Source organism: Mesorhizobium sp. NZP2298, from assembly GCF_013170825.1.
Lineage (GTDB): Bacteria > Pseudomonadota > Alphaproteobacteria > Rhizobiales > Rhizobiaceae > Mesorhizobium.
This window is the reverse complement of the sequence record NZ_CP033365.1, coordinates 7,152,257-7,172,026: the sequence shown is the minus strand read 5'-3', so window position 1 is coordinate 7,172,026 and position 19,770 is coordinate 7,152,257. Positions and strand designations below refer to the sequence as shown.

The following is a 19,770-nucleotide window of genomic DNA, read 5'->3' as shown; positions in this document are numbered from 1 at the left end:
GACCAACGCTTGAGACCGGAACCGACCCGCCATGACCTTGATCGACAGCTTGCGTGCCGAAGCCCGCGCGGCACCTGAAAGCGGCATTGTCGCCGTCGTCAATTACGGCCGCCTGCGCGACGGCTTGATCCCGCTTTGGGCGGGTGAGGGCGACCTGCCGACGCCGGCCTTCATTTCCGACGCCGCTGCTCGGGGATTGTCCAATGGCGAAACCTTCTACACCTGGCAGAAGGGTATTCCTGATCTCAGGCAAGCGCTTGCCCGCTACTATGCCAGGCATTTCGCCAGGACGTTCCCCGAGGAGCAGTTCATCGTCACCGGCTCCGGCATGCATGCCATCCAGCTGGCGCTCGATGCGCTCGCCGGGGCCGGCGACGAGGTTATCTATCTGTCGCCGGCCTGGCCGAATTTCGATGCCGCGGCGGCGATATCGGGAGCCGTTCCGGTGCCGGTCACGCTCGACAACTCGGGCAATGGCTGGTCCTGCGACGTCGAGAAGATAGCGGCGGCGATCACGCCGCGCACCAGGGCGCTGTTCATCAACACGCCCTCGAACCCGACCGGCTGGACCGCCGATCACGAGACCTTGCAGGCGATCCTCGATCTTGCGCGGGCGAAGAACCTCTGGATCATCGCCGACGAGATCTATTCGCTGTTCCACTATGGCCATGGCCGCGCCCCGTCTTTCCTCGACATCGCGACGGCGGAGGACCGCATCCTGTTCGTCAACTCCTTTTCCAAGAACTGGGCGATGACCGGCTGGCGTGTCGGTTGGATCAAGACGCATCCGAGCCTGCAGCAGGTGTTCGAGAACCTGATCCAGTATTCGAACTCGGGTGTTGCCCAATTCATGCAGCGCGGTGCGATCGCCGCGCTCGACGAGGGCGATGCCTTCGTCGCCGAACAGGTGGAGCGGGCGAGGAAGGCACGCGACCTGGTCTGCGGCATTCTCGGAGCCACCGGCCGGGCGCGATTCACCGTGCCGCAGGGCGCCTTCTATCTGTTCTTCGCCGTCGACGGCATCACCGATTCGCGCTCGGCCGCTTTCGAGATCGTCGACAAGGCCAATGTCGGCCTGGCGCCCGGCACGGCCTTTGGTCCCGGCGGCGAAGCCTTCCTCAGGCTGTGCTTCCACCGCCGGCTCGATCAGATCGAGGAAGCGGCGCACCGGCTGGCGAAGTGGATGAAGACCGTTTGAGCCGGAGGTGGCTTTAGAGCAATTCACCGTTTCACGGAAACGGCGAAGTGCTCTAACTATTTGTTTTGACGCAATTCCGGACGGAAAACCGTTTCACACTTTTCCTGGAATTGCTCTAAGCCGCCCGAGATCAGCCGCCCGACTTGGGGACCAGGAGCGGAATGATGCGGTCGCTCTTGGCGACAGCGGGACGGCCGGAACTGGCATAGGGGATGCCGAGCGCATCCCAGGTCTCGACCAGTGCATCCTGCAGTTGCGCGATCAGCGCATCCGAATGGAACGGCGTCGGCGTGATGCGCAGCCGCTCGGTGCCGCGCGGCACGGTCGGGTAGTTGATCGGCTGGATGTAGATGCCGTGAACGCCAAGCAGCCGGTCGCTCGCCATCTTGCAAAGCTCCGGATCGCCAACCAGCACCGGCACGATATGGGTCGGAGAGTCCATCACCGGCAGGCCGGCGGCCGCCAGGATCTGTTTGGTTCGGCTCGCCTGCTGCTGCTGCGCGTCGCGCTCGGCCTGCGATTGCTTGAGATGGCGGATGGAGGCGGTGGTGGCGGCGGCGATCGCGGGCGGCAGCGCCGTGGTGAAGATGAAGCCCGGCGCATAGGAGCGAACCGCGTCGATCACCGCGCTGGTGCCGGTGATGTAGCCGCCCAGCGTGCCGAACGCCTTGGCCAGCGTGCCCTGGATGATGTCGATGCGGTCGGCGAGGCCTTCGCGCTCGGTGATGCCGCCGCCGCGCGGTCCGTACATGCCCACGGCATGGACCTCGTCGATATAGGTCATGGCGTTGTAGCGTTCGGCGAGCTCGACGATCTCTCTGATCGGCGCGATGTCGCCATCCATCGAATAGACGCTTTCGAAGACGATCAGCTTGGCGCGCTCGCGGCCCGCCGCCTGCAGGAGGCTCTCCAGATGCGCGACGTCATTGTGGCGGAAGATCTTCTTTTCCGCGCCCGAGCGCCGCACGCCCTCGATCATCGAGGCGTGGTTCAACTCGTCCGAGATGATCAGGCAGTTCGGCAAAAGCCGCGCAATGGTCGAGATCGAAGCTTCGTTGGAGACGAAGCCGGACGTGAAGACCAGCGCTGCCTCCTTGCCGTGCAGGTCGGCGAGTTCATGCTCGAGCTCGACCAGCGGGTTGGACGTGCCGGAGATGTTGCGGGTGCCGCCGGCTCCCGAACCCATCTTGCCGGCCGCATTCTGGAAGGCGGCGATGACATCCGCGTGCTGGCCCATGCCGAGATAGTCGTTGGAGCACCACACGGTGATTTCCTCGGCGCGGCCGTTCGAACGCCAGATGGCGCGCGGAAACTTGCCCGCGATACGCTCGAGATCGGCGAAGACACGATAGCGACGCTCCGCATGGAGCTGATCGATCGCTTCTTCGAAGAACCGCTGGTAGTTCATGTCGGCTTCCCAATTTTGCGCGGGATCATAATCATTGCCTTATTGGTCGTCCACCGGGCCGCTTTGGTCAAAATGCCACGCCCCGCGCCTGTTCCTAACGCTGGCGGATCGTGGCCTATTCCCGGTCCAAGACACGCTCTGTGGATCACTTTTGTTTCCACACGATGCCACATCAAGTGAACGCCGGTTACCAAGGGTTCTAATGGCCATGCGGACGGCTTTCCAGTAAGGCGGTGTTTGAGACAGTTTCCGATAAATCTTGAGATGCGAGGATGCGGATGACGGTTTTGGTGACAGGCGGCGCCGGCTATATCGGCAGCCACATGGTCTGGGAATTGCTTGATGCCGGCGACAGCGTGGTCGTTCTCGACCGGCTCTCGACCGGCTTCGAATGGGCGGTGGCGCCGGAGGCAAAGCTCATCGTCGGCGATGTCGCCGACAAGGAACTGGTCGGATCGATCATCCGGGACAATCATGTCGACGCCATCATCCATTTCGCCGGCTCCATCGTGGTTCCGGAATCGGTCGCCGACCCGCTTGCCTACTATGAGAACAACACCTCAAAGACGCGCACGCTGATCGAAACCGCGGTGCGTGAGGGCGTGCCCAATTTCATCTTCTCCTCGACCGCCGCCGTTTATGGTGGCGCCGGGCTTGAGCCGGTGCGCGAGGACGCCCGCCTGGCGCCCGAATCGCCCTACGGCCTCTCCAAATTGATGAGCGAATGGATGCTGCGCGACGCGGGCCTTGCGCACGACATCCGCTACACGGCGCTGCGCTACTTCAACGTCGCCGGCGCCGACCCAAAGGGTCGCACGGGCCAGTCGACGCCGGGCGCCACGCATCTTATCAAGGTTGCCTGCGAGACCGCGCTCGGCAAGCGTCCCTTCATGCAGGTGTTCGGCACCGACTACCCGACGCCGGACGGCACCTGCATGCGCGATTACATCCATGTCAGCGACCTGGCCGCCGCGCATCGCCTCGCCTTGCAGCGGTTGCGCGCGGGGGGGCCGAGCCTCGTCGCCAATTGCGGCTACAGCCATGGCTATTCCGTGCTTGAGGTGATCGACAGCGTGCGGCGCGCCTTCGGTCATGATTTCGAGGTGAGGATGGGCGATCGGCGTCCCGGCGATGCGGCGGCCGTGGTCGCCAATTCGGACCTCGCGCGAGCGGAACTCGGCTGGGCCCCGCAGCGCGACGACCTCGACCAGATCGTCGCCGACGCGCTCGCCTGGGAACGCATCCTGACCAGCAAGAACTCCGCACGCGGCTGAGCCAGGCTCCCCGAGGGCTCGCAACGCGCGCGGTGACAGGCTATGGAAGCAGTCGCGACACGGCGTGGAGGCGCCGTGCCGCGGAGAGCTTTTGGGGGATGGCATGAAGATAACGGTGCTTGGAGCTGGCGTCGTCGGCACGGCGGCCGCCTATTATCTGGCTGCCGACGGCCACGAAGTCACCGTGATAGAGCGCCATCCGGCTCCGGCGCGTGGCACCAGCCAGTCGAATGCCGGGCTGGTTTCGCCAGGCGACGCCACCGCCTGGGCCTCGCCGGCGGCGCTGAAGACCTTCCTACGCGGGCTCTACAACCATGATCTCGGCATCAAGGTGCGGTTGCGCTTCGATCCTTATTTCCTTGCCTGGAGCCTGCGCTTCCTGCGCCAGTGTACCGTGGCCCGCCTGCGCGCCAACAGCCAGGTCAAGCTACGCCTGGCGCTCTATTCGCGTGAGTGCATCAACGCCATCTCGGCGGACACGGGCATCCACTATGATGAGCGCAAGAAAGGCATCCTCTACTTCTTCCGCTCACAGCACAGCCTCGACACCGGCACCGACAATTACCGCTATCTGGCCGAGCATGGCCTGCCGATCGAGATCGTCGGCCGCGACCGGCTGGTCGAGCTTGAACCGGGCCTTGCCGGCGTGAAGGAAAAGATCGCCGGCGGAGTCTACTCGCCGATCGACCAGACCGGCGATTCCCGGCAGTTCGTCGAGAAGCTCGCCGCCCATGCCGCCGAAAGGCTCGGCGTGAGATTTCTCTACGGCACGACGGTCGAAGGCCTCGATATCGGGGGCGGCCGGGTGCGCGCGGTGATGACCTCCGCCGGACCGATCGGTGGCGATGCCGTGGTCATCTCGATGGGCCCGGAAAGCGGCCTGCTCGGCCGCCGCTACGGCATCGACCTGCCGGTCTATCCGGTGAAAGGTTACACCGCGACCATTCCGTTGGAAGACGAGAGCAAGGGCCCCACCATGGGCGGCGCCGACGAGGACCAGCTGATGGCCTATTCGCGCCTTGGCAATCGCTTGCGGCTGGCCTCGACCGCCGAATTCACAGGCTTCGACCGCACCCACAAGCCAAGCGACTTTGCCACCATGTTCAGGACTGCCAGGGATCTCTTTCCCGGCGCTTTCGATGAGAAGAAAGCGGAGCTATGGGCTGGCCTGCGGCCAATGATGCCGAACTCCGTGCCGGTCATTGGCCAGGCGCGCTATGAGAATCTCTATCTCGACACCGGCCATGGCCATGTCGGCTGGACGATGGCCTGCGGCTCCGGGAAATTCCTGGCCGACCTTATCGCGGGCCGCAAGCCGGAGATCGACCCGCAGGGGCTGGTCTACGGAGGCTAGCCATGTCGGGACCGCAAGTCGCCATCGACCTTGGTCGCATCGAGCGCAACGCCCGCACCATCGTCGACCGCTGTGCACTGTCCGGCATCAAGGTGTTCGGCGTCACCAAAGGCATGTGCGGCATGCCGCAAGTGGCGCGCGCCATGCTGCGCGGCGGCGTCGCCGGCATTGCCGAATCGCGTTTCGAGAACATCCGCCGGCTGCGCGACAGCGGCATCAACGCGCCGATCATGCTGCTGCGCAGCCCACCCATGGCGCGCGTCGAGGAGGTGGTGCGCACCGTCGACATCAGTCTGCAATCGGAACTCGCCACCATTCGCGAGATTTCGCGCATCGCCGAGCGCATGGGCCGCGTCCACGACATCATGCTCATGATCGATCTCGGCGATCTCCGCGAAGGCATCTGGCCGAGCGACCTGATCCCCACCGTCGAGAAGATCCTTGAATTCAAAGGGGTGCGCATCGCCGGCATCGGCACCAATCTCGGCTGCTTCGGCGCCATCATGCCGACGCCGGAGAATCTCGGCCAGCTCGTCGCTCACGCCTACAAGACCGAGCGCCTGTCCGGCAAAAGCCTCGACTGGATTTCAGGCGGTGCCTCGTCGTCGCTGACGCTGCTGCTCGAAGGCAGGTTGCCCGCCGGCATCAACAATCTCAGGGTCGGCGAGGCGATCCTGCAAGGCGGCGTCGAGACCTTTCGCGAGATGCCATGGGCCGAACTCGAACCCGATGCCTGCCGCCTGACCAGCGATATCATCGAGGTCAAGCTCAAGCCGTCGCGGCCGATCGGCGAGTCCGGCTACGACGCTTTCGGCAACCAGCCCGTTTTCCCCGACGAGGGCGACAGGTTGCGTGCCATCGCCAATATCGGCCGCGAGGACGTGCTGGTCGAAGGGCTGACTCCCATCGCAAAAGGGATACGCGTGCTCGGCGCCTCCAGCGACCATCTGCTGCTCGATGTGCAGGACGCCGATCCGCGGCCCACCGTCGGCGACCGCGTTGCCTTCCGCATGAGCTACGGCGCCATGCTGTTGGCGATGACCTCGGAATATGTCGAGAAGGCGCCGATGCACGACGTCGCGGATTTTTCCGGCCGCAAGATGGTGTCGATCTCGGCTGAACCGGAAGCAGCCGGCATCCTCGCCCGCGAGGGGACGGGTGGGCGGCTGGAGGCGATGAATTTCGACGTCGTCGAACTGGCCGATGTCGAGCGGCCTCCCTCGGGGCTGATCCGTCTCACCGCCGGTGCTGATCGCCGCGTCGTCCACAAGGCGCTGACCGTGACGGCGCGCGCGACGCACTCCTTCGGCCTGATCTGGCTCGATTCCATCGCCGCCCTGATGCCGGAGGATGAAGAGGGCATCGACCTGCCGGAGGCCTCGGTGCTGGCGCGTGCGCTCGGCCTCGACCACAAGGCCGGCGCGCTGCAGCCGCAGCTTTCGCCGGAGAATGTCGTCATCGTCGGCCTGCGCCATGCAGATCCGGCCGAGGCGCGGGTGCTGAAGGATTCGCGGGTGTCGGCCTTCACCATGACCGACATCGACGCCATGGGCATGCGCGACCTGATGCATGAGGCGATCCGCATCGCCACGTCGGGCACGCAAGGCTTTCATGTCAGCTATTCGCCGACAGCGACCGAATTCGCCGGCTGGGCGGCTGGCTCCGGCGGGCTGACCGTGCGCGAGACGCATCAGGCGATGGAGGCGATCGCGCTCTCCGGCGGCCTGCTTTCGATGGATGTCTCCGGCCTGACCAAGGATCTTGAGCCCAGGATCGGCACTGATACCGTCAATTTCATCATGTCGGCCTTCGGCAAGCGGATCCTGTAATCAGCCTTGTGCTTCGACCGCCGTGCGCCATGCGCTGACATAGTCCGCCCAGGCCGGGTTGGTCGGCGGTTCCAGCCTTTCGCCTTTGCCGTGCGTCGCGGCCTGATCCGATGCCAGCAATGCCGCGCCAATGCTGGTTCCGGTTGCGGCTTCCGAGGCGACGACGCTGCGGGCGGTGGCCGCCGCCAGCATGCCGACAAAGAGCCGGTTGCGGGCAAAGGGCCCTTCGACGGTGGTCGGACCGTCGGCGCCGATCAGATCGAGGCACGTCGCCGTCATCAGCGCCAGATAGAAAGAGATGGCGGCAAAGCGCTGGCCATCATTCATGCCGTCGGCATCAAGCCATGTCGCGGCCTGCTGTGGGAACGGCCCCGATCGCTGTTGCGTCGACGGCAGCAGCAGGATCTTCCTTCCCAGAACCGCAAGCACATCGCTTCCACTGCAATCCTGCGGCTTGTCGTCGGTCAACAGCGAGAATTCGCGTCCGCCCATGAAGCGAGCCGACGGCACGGGATTGCCGAGTGCATTGACATTGACCAGCGTATCACGCGCCGCATCCAGCGTAACCTGCTTGCCGCCGACCGCCATCGACACCACCCAGGTCCCGGTCGAGACGACCGAGAAGGGTGGCGCATCCGACAAGAGATGCGGCAGCAGCGAGGCGTTGGAATCGTGCAGGCCGCAGAACACCGGTGTTTGCGGATCAAGCCCGGTTCGTACCGCGAGCGCGGGCAGGATCGGGCCGAGACGGTCTCTTGCCGGTCGCACCGGCGCCATCAAGTGGCGCCAATCCATGCGGCCGACCAATGACGAGAAATCCGCCTTCCACGGGTCCCAGAGATCGGTGTGGCAGCCAAGCGAGGTGACCTCGTTGGCGGTAACGCCGGTGAGGCGCAAGGCCCAGTATTGCGGATACATCAGCATCGCCGCGGCCCGCGCGAACTCGCCCGGAAAGCGTTTCCGCTGCCAGAAGAATTGCGCGCCGAGATTGAGGCCGAGCGGCAGGCGCGGCGTGCCGGTCTCGGCAAAGGGCGGGCGGATCGCGTCATAGTCCGCCGCCAGCGCGTCGGGACCATCGAATTCATAGTCGAGTACCGGCAGCACCAGTTCGCCTGACGCGTTGACCAACGCACCGGTCGCGCCATGGGTGGTGATCGAAATGGCGTCGATGCGCCGCTCGTGGTTGAGGCTGGCCAGGCTGTCGAGGATGAATGTCCACAGAGCTTCGACATCATGGTGCGGGTAGGGCGTCTGCCGCGGCGGCGCATTGGCCATCCGGCGTAGCGCGACCTCGCTCAACGTTGTGAGGTCCACCAGCGCTACCTTGGCGTTGGTCTTGCCGATGTCGATCACGGCGATGTGGCGCATCGCACTCATTCCATATGGAACACGGTTTCCAGCGGCACCACCACCGGCTCGTTGTCAGGCCTCGTTTCCATGATGTCGGCCATGTGGGCCCACCAGCGCTGCATCACCGGATGCTTCGGCAATTCGTCCATGTCGTGGTCGTCCCGCCGCCACAGCACGCCAAACAGGGTGTTGGTCTCTTCGTCGAGATGGATTGAGTAGTCGCGGACGCCTGCCTGTTTCAAGAGCGCGACCAGCGACGGCCAGATCTCGTCGTGACGCTTCCCGTACTCGGCCTTCATTCCCGGCTTGAGCTTCATCTTGAACGCGTATTTCTGCGGCATCAGCGTCCCCCGCGCAGCCGCCGCCAGACGATCGGCAGCGCGATGACGATGATCAGCAGCAGGCCGATGAAGATCGACATGACGATACCGGGAACGTTGAGCAGGCCGAGCCCGAAGGTCACCAGCCCCATGATGAGGGCGGCAAGCACCACGCCGACAATGCTGCCGGCGCCGCCCAGAATGCTGACGCCGCCAAGCACCACCATGGTGATGACTTCCAGTTCATAGCCTTGCGCGATCGACGGCCTTGTCGAGCCGAGCCGCGAGGTGATCAGCACCGAGGCGATGCCCGACATCAGCCCGGTCAGGCAGAACAGGATGAACTTGATGCGGCCGACGCGCACGCCGGAAAATTGCGCCGCGACCGGATTGTTGCCGATGGCGAAGAGACGGCGGCCGAAGCTGGTGCGGTGCAGGAGGAACCAGTAGACGACGGCCGCGATCAGGAAGAGCACCAGTTCGAACGATACCACCCACCAGACATAGCCCTGGCCGAAGAAGGCGAAGCTTTCGGGGTAGCCCTTGTAGGCCTGGTCGCCGAGGATGATGAAGGCGATGCCGCGAAACAGGCTCATCGTGCCGATGGTGACGACGATGGAGGGCAGGCCGAGCCTTGTCACCAGCAGCCCGTTGAAAGCGCCGCAACCGAGGCCGACGACGATGCCGATCGCCACCAGCGCCGGAGTTCCGGCACCTGCCTGCACCGCCATGCCCATCATGGTCGAGGCGAGCGCGATGATGGCGGCCACCGACAGGTCGATCTCGCCCGAGATGATCAGCAGCGCCATGGCGAAGGCGATCAGACCCTTCTCCGTGAAGTTGAAGGTCAGGTCGGACAACGAATAGGGGTCGAGGAAATAGGGCGAGGCGAAGCTGTTGATGGCGAAGATGGCGACAGCCACCATGACCAGCAGCGCTTCCCAGGAAAAGATCGCCGAAGACAGCGGCTTGTCGAGCCGGTCGGGAATATGGCGCGGGGCAGGGATGTCGGTCATGCCGCCTCCACTTTCTTGAGGATGATGCGGCCCTGCTGGCGTTCACCGCGTGCGTTGAGCACGACGGCCAGGATGATGGCGCTGCCTGAAATCGCCATCTGCCAGAAGGGCGAGATATTGATGACCGGCAGGGCGTTGGAGATGATGCCTAGGAACAGCGCCCCCAGCACCGCACCGCCGACCGAGCCGATGCCGCCGGCGATCGAGATGCCGCCGATGACGCAGGCGGCGATGATGTTGAGCTCATAGCCATTGGCGACCTCTACCGAGGCGATCACGTAGCGCGAGATCCAGAGATAGCCGGCCAGGCCGCCGATCATGCCGGAGATGCAGAAGACGATGAATTTGGTCCGGCCGACATCGATGCCCGCATAGACCGATGCCGTCGGGTTGACGCCGATGGCATAGATCGAGCGGCCCAGCGCCGTGCGTGTCATCAGGATGAAGAACAGCGCGATGACCAGTATGGCGATCCAGGACAGCACCGGGATGCCGAGGAAGGCGGCGCGTTGGAAGCCGATGAAGTCGGGGCTCATCTTGTCGGCATTGACCCAGGCACCGCCCGATATGACGAAAGTGGCGCCGCGATAGATGGTCAGCGTGCCCAATGTCACCACGATCGAAGGGATGTTCAGCCGCCACACCAGAAGGCCGTTGATGGCCCCGAGCACCAGGCCGACGACCAGCGCAACGACGATCAGCAGCGGGATCGGGATTGCCGGGTGCGCCGCGTTGAGCATCGCCACCACCATGCCGGTGAAGCAGAGGTTGGACGCCATCGACAGGTCGATCGATCGCGTCAGGATGACAACCATCTGGCCGAGCGCCAGGATCATCAGGATCGAGGTGTCGTTGAACACCTGGCGCAGATTGCCTGGATCGGCAAAGGCGGGGAAGCGGGTCGAGATCAGCCCGATCAGCACGACGATGGCGGCGGCCAGCCAGATTTCGCGATATTTGAGAAAGGCCTTCATGCCGCGATTCCCGCTGCTGTCCGAACCAGCGTTTCGGCGTCGAGCCCCTTGTTCTCGTAAACGGCCGCGACAAGCCCCTCCCGCATCACGACGACGCGGTCCGACATGCCGAGGATCTCCGGCAGTTCCGACGACACCATGATCACCGACAGGCCCTGCGCCACGAGTTCGGCCATGAAGCCATGCACGGCGGCTTTGGAGCCGATGTCGATGCCCTTGGTCGGTTCGTCCAGGATGATCACCTTGGGCGCGGTCGCCAGCCATTTGGCGATGACGATCTTCTGCTGGTTGCCGCCCGACAATGTGCCGACATCCTGGCTGAGCGAGGAGGCCCTGAGGTCAAGCCGCTCGGTGTAGGAGCGGGCGAGCGAAAACTCTTCCGCCAGCCGCAGCAGGCCTGACTTGGAGGTACGCTTGAGTGAGGGCAGCGAGACGTTCTGGAAGATCGGCAGGCCGATCACCACGCCTTGCTTGCCGCGTTCCTCCGGCACATAGACGATGCCGGCTTCGATCGAATCCGCCGCTGATTTCGGCGTGATCGTCTTGCTGTCCAACGTGATCGTGCCGCCTGACGTGCGGGTGATGCCTGATATCGCCTGCATCACCTCGCTGCGCCCGGCGCCGACAAGGCCGTAGAAGCCCAGGATCTCACCCTTGTGCAGTTCGAAGCCGATGTCGTTGAATTCGGTCGGATGCGAAAGCCCTGAAACGGTGAGCACCGGCGCGCCGATCTCGGCCTTGCGCTGCGGAAAGATATGATCGACCGAGCGGCCGACCATCATGCGCACGATCTGGCTCTGGGCGGCGTCCTTGATCAGCCCTTCGCCGACCATCTCGCCATCGCGGAACACGGTGTAGCGGTCGGCGATCCGATAGATCTCGTCGAACTTGTGGCTGATGAACAGGATCGCCTTGCCTTCGCCCTTGAGGAATTCGATCAGCAAAAAGAGCTCTTCGATCTCCTTCATCGAAAGGGCGGCGGTCGGCTCGTCCATGATGACGATCCGCGCGTCGATCGACATGGCGCGCGCCACCGCGACGAGGTGCTTGTTGGCGATGCCGAGATCCTTCAGCCGGGCGTCGGCATCGATATGGCCGGCATGCATGGTATCGAGCACTTCGCGGGCATTCCTGCGCATCGTGCGCCAGTCGATAGTGCCGAAGCGCGAGCGTGGCGCGTGGCCAAGAAAGATGTTTTCGGCGACCGTCAAATCGTCGAACAGCACGGTTTCCTGATGGATGGCGGTGACGCCATGGCCGAAGGCGGCATGCGCGCTGGGCAGGGTGACGGCCTGGCCGTCGATGCTGATCGTGCCGGCGTCCGGCTGGTAGATGCCTGTCATGATCTTGACCAGCGTCGACTTGCCGGCGCCGTTCTCGCCGATCAATGCGGTCACCTGGCCCGGATAGAGCGAGAGGCTGACATCGTGCAGCGCGCGCACGCCGGGAAAGCTCTTCGAGATGCCGGACAGCGTCAGGCGTGGGGTGGTGGCCAGGGGCTTCTCCATCGCCGCGCCGTGTTGGGCTGTCGTGTCCATCGTTGTATCAAGCCCTGAAACAAGGTCCGTTTAAAGTCGCGGCGGGACGTGAGCCCCGCCGCGACAGCTTGAGAGGGGCAGAGATCAATAGATCTTGGAGAACTTCTCGATGTTGGTCTTGTCGAACTGGAAGGGCGGAGCCATCGCCGCAGAGTTGGTGTCGTCGAGCGTCACCTTGCCGACGCGGCCGATCGACAGCGTGGCGCCGGGCTTTGCCTCTTCCTTCTTCACCGCCAGGTCATGGGCGAGGTAGACGGCGGAATAGCCGAGGTCGATCGGGTTCCACAGCGCGACCGCCTGGCTGGCGCCGTTGTCGATGAACTTCTTGAATTCGGACGGCAGCGCGAGGCCGGTGACATTGACCTTGCCGATCAGGTTCTCGTCGGTGACGACCTGCGCGGCGGCAACGACGCCAACGGTGGTCGGCGCGATGATCGCCTTGAGGTTCGGGTAGGACTTCAGCAGGCCCTTGGCTTCGTCGGTGCTCTTGGCCGAATCGTCATCGCCATAGACGGTGGCGACGAGTTTGATCTTGGGGAACTTCTCCGGCAGGATTTTCTTGGCCGCGTCGATCCAGGCGTTCTGGTTGGTCGCGGTCGAGGACGCCGACAGGATAGCGACATCGCCGCCTTCCGGCAGGTAGTCGGCGGCAAGCTTGATGATGGTCTCGCCGATCAGGCCGGTGTCGGACGGGTTGAGATGCAGTTGGCGGCCTTCCTTGGCGACACCGGAATCCCAGGAGATGACGGTGATGCCGCGCTCCATGGCCTTCTTCAGCACCGGCACCAGCGCGTCGGCGTCATTGGCGGAAATGGCAATGGCGTTGACCTTCTGGGCGATCAGCGAATTGACCACTTCGATCTGCGCTTCCGCGGTCGCCTTGGTCGGGCCGGTGTAGATGATGTCGACGTCGCCGAGTTCCTTGGCCGCCTCTTCGGCGCCCTTGTTGGCCGCGTCGAAGAAGCCGTTGCCGAGCGACTTCACCACCAGCGCGATCTTGACATTCTCGGCATAGGCCGCGTTCACGAACATGGCGGCGGAAAAGGCCGCCGTAACCATCAATTTCTTCAAGAAGCTCATCGTATATCCTCCCTTGAGCGTTGCATTTCCATCGCCGCTGCGGGCGTCTCAGGCCTGCAGTGAAGATTCTTCCTTTGCCGATTTGCGGGCGACGATCAGCGTCACGCCGGCGGTCTCCAACATCTTGGCTTCGCGATCCTCGATGCCGTCATCGGTGATGACCGTGGCGATGCGCGATAACCCGCACAGGATCAGGCTGGAGCGTTTGCGGAATTTCGAGGAATCGACCAGCACGACCAGTTCGTCGGCCTGGTCGATAAGCTTCTGCTCGGCCTGGATCAGCAGCGGATCGCCTTCCATCAGGCCCAGCGGTCCCAAGCCTTGCGCCCCCATGAACATGCGGCGCGCGTAGAAATTGCGCGTCACGTCATTGTCGAAGGGCGACAGGATGATGTTCTGCTCGCGGTATATGGTGCCGCCCGACAGCATCACCGTATTCTTGGAGTGCTTGAGCAGATGCTCGGCGATCGGGAACGAATTGGTGAAGATCGGCATGCGGCGGCCGGTCAGGAAATGCACCATCTGGAAGGTGGTGGTGCCGCCATTGATGATGATCGGCTCGCCGTCCCCGCACAATTCCACGGCTTCTCGGGCGATGGCCCGCTTCTGCGCAGCGTTGATGGTTTCGTTGACGGAAAAGGGCCGGCCGGCCAAGCCGATGAATTGCGGCGGCGAGATTGCCTCGGCGCCGCCGCGCACCCGGCGCAGGCGCTTTTGTACGTGAAGAGCCGCTATGTCGCGCCGGATCGTCGCCTCGGAGGACTCCGTCAGGTCGACCATCTCCTGCACCGTCACCACAGGCTTCTCCTGGACGGCGGACAGAATGATCCTGTGGCGCTCTTTTTCGTGCATCGTTCCTCCCTGCCTGGCCATCTAGGCACTCAAAACAAGCACTGTCAATCATTTCCGATCATATAATTTCATTGTGCAGTGCAATATGATCGGTCTTGATCGTTTGTGATTGACAAGCGAGCCTCTTGCGTAGACATTCCCGGCAAAATGGACCGCGGTTTTGCGTCCCAGGGAGGATACCTATGCTCGACAAGCGCTCCGGCTCGCGCCTTGCCAATCTGTGGGACGATGCGAAAGCCTTGGGGATGAGCGAGCCTGAGCTTCTGGTCTATCGCTCGAACACGCTCGGCTCCGACAAGCGCGTCACCAACTATGGCGGCGGCAACACATCGTCCAAGATCTGGCAGAAGGATCCGCTCACCGGCGCTGATGTCGAAGTGCTCTGGGTCAAGGGCTCCGGTGGAGACAGCGCTTCGATCAAGCTCGACGGTTTCGCCACGCTCTACATGGACAAATTGCGCGCGCTCAAAAGCCTGTATCGCGGCGTCGAGCACGAGGACGAGATGGTGGGATATCTGCCCCACTGCACCTTCAATCTCAATCCGCGCGCGGCCTCGATCGACACGCCGCTGCATGCCTATGTGCCGAAGCCTTTCGTCGACCACATGCATCCCGACGCCATAATCGCGATCGCCGCTGCCAAGGATTCCAAAGCGCTGACGACAGAGATCTTCGGCGGCGCCATCGGCTGGCTGCCGTGGAAGCGGCCGGGCTTCGAGCTAGGCCTGTGGCTGGAGAAATTCTGCCTGGAGAATCCCGCCGCCAAGGGTGTCATCCTCGAAAGCCATGGCCTGTTCACCTGGGGCGACACGCCCAAGGAATGCTACGAGACGACGATCTCGGTGATCAACCAGGCGATCGAGTGGTTCGAGCGCCGCTCCGAGGGCCTCGCCATTTTCGGCGGCGAGGCGGTCAAGTCGCTTGGTGCAGCCGAACGGCGCGCCATCGCCGCGAAACTGATGCCCAGGATCCGTGGCCTGATCTCGGAAAAGAGCCACAAGCTCGGCCATTTCGACGATTCGGCGGCCGTGCTCGAATTCGTCAACTCCAGGGATTTGCGCCCGCTAGCGGCACTGGGCACCTCGTGCCCCGACCATTTCCTGCGCACCAAGATCCGCCCGCTGGTCATCGAGTTCGATCCGGCCAAACCCGATGTCGATGCGGTGATCGCGCGCCTCGCCGACGACATCGCCGCATACCGCGTCGGCTACCAGGCCTATTACGACAGCTGCAAGCATCCGGATTCACCCGCCATCCGCGATCCCAATGCCGTGGTCTATCTGATGCCCGGTGTCGGCATGTTCACCTTCGCCGGCGACAAGGCGACGGCGCGTATCTCCGGCGAATTCTACGTCAACGCCATCAATGTCATGCGCGGCGCCTCGACCGTCTCGTCCTATGTCGGCCTGCCCGCCCAGGAAGCCTTCGACATCGAATACTGGCTGCTCGAGGATCTGAAGCTGCAGCGCATGCCGAAGCCGAAGTCGCTGGCCGGGCAGATCGCGCTGGTCACCGGCGGCGCCGGCGGCATCGGCCGCGCGACGGCCAATCGCCTGTTGCGCGAAGGCGCCTGCGTGGTGCTGGCCGACATCGACGAAACAGCGCTCGCCAGCGCCAATGAGGAACTGGCGAAGGCGTACGGCAAGGATTTCGTCCGGCCTGTGGTCATCAACGTCACCTCGGAGGATCAGGTCGTAGCCGGTTTCGCCGAAACGGCGGTCGAGTTCGGCGGCATCGACATCCTGGTGTCCAACGCGGGTCTCGCCTCCTCGGCGCCGATCGAGGAGACGTCGCTGGCGCTGTGGAACAAGAACATGGACATATTGTCGACCGGCTATTTCCTGGTTTCGCGGGAAGCGTTCCGGCTGTTCAGGGTGCAGAAGATCGGCGGCAATGTCGTCTTCGTCGCGTCCAAGAACGGCCTTGCCGCCTCGCCCAACGCCGCCGCCTATTGCACCGCCAAGGCCGCCGAGATCCATCTCGCCCGGTGTCTGGCGCTGGAGGGCGCGGAGGCGCAGATCAGGGTCAATGTCGTCAATCCGGACGCGGTGCTGCGCGGCTCCAAGATCTGGACCGGCGAGTGGAAGGAACAGCGTGCCGCCGCCTACAAGATGTCCACGGACGACCTCGAGGAACATTACCGTTCGCGCTCGATGCTCAAGCGCTCGGTCTTCCCGGAAGACATCGCCGAAGCGATCTATTTCTTTGCCTCCGACATGTCGGCCAAGTCGACCGGCAACATCATCAACGTCGACGCCGGCAATGCGCAGAGCTTTACGCGCTAGGCCCCGTTCACAGGGGTGAGAAGTGGTCCGCGAAGCGGTCGGGGAGCCAATTGCTAGGCTTCCCGAACGACGAACGCCCGGCGCGATAGCTAAGGGCTGCAGTGCCGGCAGGCGGGACGGCGCCGACGGAACAAATATTGGGAGGAATAGCAGTTGTCCGAAACGATCATTTCCGCCGACGTCGTCGCCAGCCACAACGCCGTCCGCAAGGTCGATCTCGAGCGCGACTACGCCTCGCTCGGCGAGCGCCTCGACCGTCGCGGCATCGCCATCGACGCTATCCGCGACAAGGTCGAGAAATTCGCCGTGGCCATCCCCTCCTGGGGCGTCGGCACAGGCGGCACCCGCTTTGCCCGCTTCCCCGGAGCCGGCGAGCCGCGCGACATCTTCGACAAGATCGAGGATTGTGCCGTCATCAGCCAGTTGACGCAGGCGACACCGACCGTTTCCTTGCACATTCCTTGGGACAAGGCCGACCCGAACCGGCTGAAGCAGGCGGCCTCGCGTTTCGGTCTCGGCTTCGATGCCATGAATTCCAACACCTTCTCCGACGCGAAGGACCAGGCGCTTTCCTACAAATTCGGCTCGCTCTCGCATGCCGATGCCGGTACGCGCCGGCAGGCGATCGAGCACAATCTCGAATGCATCGAGATCGGCAAGACGCTCGGCTCCAAGGCGCTGACGGTGTGGATCGGCGACGGCTCGAACTTTCCGGGCCAGGTCAATTTCGCCAAGGCATTCGAGCGCTATCTCGATGCGATGAAAGAGGTCTATGCCGGGCTGCCCGCCGACTGGAAGCTGTTCACCGAGCACAAGATGTATGAGCCGGCCTTCTATTCCACCGTCGTGCAGGACTGGGGCACCAACTACATCATAGCGAAAGAACTCGGCGACAAGGCGTTCTGCCTCGTCGACCTCGGTCACCATGCGCCCAACGTCAACATCGAGATGATCGTGTCTCGGCTGATCCAGTTCAAGAAACTCGGCGGCTTCCACTTCAACGATTCCAAATATGGCGACGACGATCTCGATGCCGGTTCGATCGATCCCTACCGGCTGTTCCTCGTCTTCAACGAACTGGTCGATGCTGAACTTTCCGGCGCCGACGGCTTTGACCCGGCCCACATGCTCGACCAGAGCCACAACGTCACCGATCCGATCGAAAGCCTGATGCTGTCGGCGGTCGAAGTGCAGCGCGCCTATGCGCAGGCCCTGCTGGTCGACCGCAAGGCACTCGAAGGTTTCCAGGACGGCAATGACGCGCTGATGGCGACGCAGACGCTGAAGGCGGCCTACCGCACCGATGTCGAGCCGATCCTGGCCATGGCGCGTCTGAAAACCGGCGGCGCCATCGATCCCGTCGCCGCCTACCGGGCGGCTGGCTACCGCGCCAAGGTAGCGGCCGAACGCCCTGCCGTCGCCGGCGGCTCGGGCGGGATTGTCTGACGCGCCTGACATCTGAATTGATCCGTCTGGCCCACCATTGATGGTGGACTTGACGGCGGCGACAGGGTCTTCTGGGCACCCCACCCAGGAGCACCGCCATGCGCCATATCAGCCAAACCCTGATCGCCGTCAGCCTCTCTTTTGCGTTTGCGATAGCGCCACTTCAGGTGACGTTTGCGGCGTCGCCAGCGCCCGCCAAAGGCGAACACGGCATGGTGGTGACGGCTCAGCATCTGGCGTCGGAAGTCGGCGTCGAGGTGTTGAAGAAGGGCGGCAACGCGGTCGATGCGGCGGTCGCGGTAGGCTATGCGCTGGCCGTCGTTTACCCCAATGCCGGCAATATCGGCGGCGGCGGCTTCATGACCATCCGTTTCGCCGACGGCAAATCGACTTTCCTCGATTTTCGCGAGCGCGCGCCGCTGGCGGCGACCAAGACCATGTATCTCGACAAGGACGGCAAGCCCGTGAAGGGCGCCAGCCTGGACGGCTATCTCGCGGTCGGCGTGCCGGGCTCGGTGGCCGGTTTCGAGATGGCGCGCGAGAAATATGGCACCTTGTCCAGGCAGGACCTGATGGCGCCGGCGATCAACTATGCCAAGGACGGATTCATCCTCAATCAGGGCGATGCCGCCTCGTTCGCCAGCAGCGCTGAAAGGTTGGCGAAGGACCCGGCCGCGGCTGCCGCCTTCCTGAAGGCCGATGGCAAGCCCTACGGCATCGGCGAGCGGCTCACCCAGCCTGATCTTGCCGCTTCGCTCTCGGCGATATCCGAGAAAGGCCCTGACGCCTTCTACAAGGGCGCTATTGCGGACGCGATCGTCAAGGCGAGTGGGGCCAATGGCGGCATCCTGGCCAAGGCCGATTTCGAGCAATATGCGGTGCGCGAATTAAAACCGGTGACCTGTTCCTATCGCGGCTACGAGATCACGTCCTCGCCGCCGCCGAGCTCAGGCGGTGTCATCATTTGCGAAATCCTCAACGTGCTCGAGGGCTATCCGCTGTCCTATCTCGGCGCTGGCTCGGCCGAGACGGTGCATGTCATGGTCGAGGCGATGCGCCATGCCTATGTCGACCGTAACTCGGCACTCGGCGATCCCGATTTCGTCGACAACCCGGTCTCGAAATTGCTTGATAAAGCCTACGCCAAGGACATCCGCGACAAGATCGACCCGTTCCGCGCCGGCGTGTCGCAGGACCTGATGCCAAAGGGTTTTGGCGAGTCGAAGGAGACCACGCATTATTCGATCATCGACAAGGATGGTAACGCGGTTGCAGTGACCTATACGCTGAATGGGTCCTTCGGCGCAGGCGTCGTCGCCGACGGCACCGGCATCCTGCTCAACAACGAGATGGATGATTTCACCCAGAAGCCCGGCGTGCCGAACCTCTATGGCCTGATCCAGGGCGAGGCCAACGCCATCCAGCCGAAGAAGACGCCGCTCTCATCGATGAGCCCGACCATCGTGGCCAGGGACGGCAAGCCGTTCATGGTCATCGGCAGTCCCGGCGGCTCGCGCATCATCACCATCACGCTGGAAGCGATCGTCAACGTCATCGACCACGGCATGAACATCCAGGAGGCGATCGACGCGCCGCGCATCCACCACCAATGGCTGCCTGATACGGTCTATGTCGAGCCGTTCGGACTTTCGCCCGATACCGAAAAGCTGCTGGCCGGCATGGGCTACCACCTAGATCTCAGCGACCAGACCTGGGGCCAGGCGGCCGGCATTCTCGTCGGCGGCAAGAGCCTGGCGGAAATCGAGAAGGGCGGCGGCGCACGCTACAATGGCGCCATCGACAGCCGTGCGGCATCGGGGGAGGCTCTCGGATATTGATATCCGGG

Annotated in this window: 15 protein-coding genes; 7 read left to right on the top strand and 8 right to left on the bottom strand. The window is 63.5% G+C overall.

The genetic code is table 11. The annotated features are described in order from the left end of the window. Window positions 1-31 precede the first annotated feature (31 nt). The gene (locus EB231_RS34000; protein WP_172352602.1) at window positions 32-1,198 is read left to right on the top strand and encodes a pyridoxal phosphate-dependent aminotransferase; all 1,167 of its coding nucleotides are present in this window, start codon (window positions 32-34) and stop codon (window positions 1,196-1,198) included. Between the two features lie 130 nt (window positions 1,199-1,328). Here EB231_RS34000 and hemA read toward each other — a convergent pair whose 3' ends face one another. Then, the gene (gene hemA / locus EB231_RS33995) at window positions 1,329-2,606 is read right to left on the bottom strand and encodes a 5-aminolevulinate synthase (protein WP_172352601.1); all 1,278 of its coding nucleotides are present in this window, start codon (window positions 2,604-2,606) and stop codon (window positions 1,329-1,331) included. A 278-nt stretch (window positions 2,607-2,884) separates the two neighbouring features. On the opposite strand from hemA, the gene galE reads away from it, so the two are divergent. From galE to EB231_RS33980, 3 genes are all read left to right on the top strand, one after another. Beyond that, on the top strand, window positions 2,885-3,880 hold the full coding sequence (gene galE, locus EB231_RS33990; protein WP_172352600.1) for a UDP-glucose 4-epimerase GalE: 996 nt from the start codon (window positions 2,885-2,887) through the stop codon (window positions 3,878-3,880). Between the two features lie 103 nt (window positions 3,881-3,983). Then, window positions 3,984-5,234 carry a D-amino acid dehydrogenase gene (locus tag EB231_RS33985; RefSeq protein WP_172352599.1) on the top strand — a complete coding sequence of 417 codons (1,251 nt, stop codon included), beginning with the start codon at window positions 3,984-3,986 and terminating at the stop codon, window positions 5,232-5,234. Between the two features lie 2 nt (window positions 5,235-5,236). Then, a complete protein-coding gene (locus tag EB231_RS33980; RefSeq protein ID WP_172352598.1) occupies window positions 5,237-7,063 on the top strand; it encodes an alanine racemase in 1,827 nt (608 codons plus the stop codon). On the opposite strand, the gene EB231_RS33975 is transcribed toward EB231_RS33980, so the two are convergent. The 7 genes from EB231_RS33975 to EB231_RS33945 form a co-directional block, all read right to left on the bottom strand. Next, entirely contained in the window at window positions 7,064-8,440 is a 1,377-nt protein-coding gene (locus EB231_RS33975) for an FGGY-family carbohydrate kinase (RefSeq protein ID WP_172352597.1), read from the bottom strand. Further along, window positions 8,437-8,754, bottom strand: coding sequence for an L-rhamnose mutarotase (gene rhaM / locus EB231_RS33970; protein WP_172352596.1), 318 nt, complete (start codon window positions 8,752-8,754; stop codon window positions 8,437-8,439). The genes EB231_RS33975 and rhaM overlap by 4 nt, the downstream gene beginning before the upstream one ends. Further along, a complete protein-coding gene (locus EB231_RS33965) occupies window positions 8,754-9,749 on the bottom strand; it encodes an ABC transporter permease (protein ID WP_172352595.1) in 996 nt (331 codons plus the stop codon). Before EB231_RS33965 ends, rhaM begins: the two co-directional genes overlap by 1 nt. Further along, a complete protein-coding gene (locus EB231_RS33960; RefSeq protein ID WP_172352594.1) occupies window positions 9,746-10,723 on the bottom strand; it encodes an ABC transporter permease in 978 nt (325 codons plus the stop codon). Before EB231_RS33960 ends, EB231_RS33965 begins: the two co-directional genes overlap by 4 nt. After that, window positions 10,720-12,261 (bottom strand): sugar ABC transporter ATP-binding protein, encoded by a 1,542-nt coding sequence (locus EB231_RS33955; protein ID WP_172352593.1) that lies wholly within the window; start codon window positions 12,259-12,261, stop codon window positions 10,720-10,722. Before EB231_RS33955 ends, EB231_RS33960 begins: the two co-directional genes overlap by 4 nt. A gap of 84 nt (window positions 12,262-12,345) precedes the next feature. Beyond that, window positions 12,346-13,341 (bottom strand): rhamnose ABC transporter substrate-binding protein, encoded by a 996-nt coding sequence (rhaS, locus tag EB231_RS33950; protein WP_065005696.1) that lies wholly within the window; start codon window positions 13,339-13,341, stop codon window positions 12,346-12,348. Between the two features lie 48 nt (window positions 13,342-13,389). Further along, complete coding sequence (locus EB231_RS33945) at window positions 13,390-14,193, bottom strand: DeoR/GlpR family DNA-binding transcription regulator (protein WP_056565871.1); 804 nt, start codon at window positions 14,191-14,193, stop codon at window positions 13,390-13,392. Between the two features lie 182 nt (window positions 14,194-14,375). On the opposite strand from EB231_RS33945, the gene EB231_RS33940 reads away from it, so the two are divergent. From EB231_RS33940 to ggt, 3 genes are all read left to right on the top strand, one after another. Then, window positions 14,376-16,478, top strand: a complete 2,103-nt coding sequence (locus tag EB231_RS33940; RefSeq protein ID WP_172352592.1) for a bifunctional rhamnulose-1-phosphate aldolase/short-chain dehydrogenase — start codon at window positions 14,376-14,378, stop codon at window positions 16,476-16,478. 153 nt (window positions 16,479-16,631) lie between these two features. Continuing rightward, window positions 16,632-17,924 carry an L-rhamnose catabolism isomerase gene (gene rhaI / locus EB231_RS33935; RefSeq protein WP_172352591.1) on the top strand — a complete coding sequence of 431 codons (1,293 nt, stop codon included), beginning with the start codon at window positions 16,632-16,634 and terminating at the stop codon, window positions 17,922-17,924. Between the two features lie 98 nt (window positions 17,925-18,022). Beyond that, window positions 18,023-19,762, top strand: coding sequence for a gamma-glutamyltransferase (gene ggt / locus EB231_RS33930; protein WP_172352590.1), 1,740 nt, complete (start codon window positions 18,023-18,025; stop codon window positions 19,760-19,762). The last annotated feature ends 8 nt before the right edge of the window (window positions 19,763-19,770 follow it).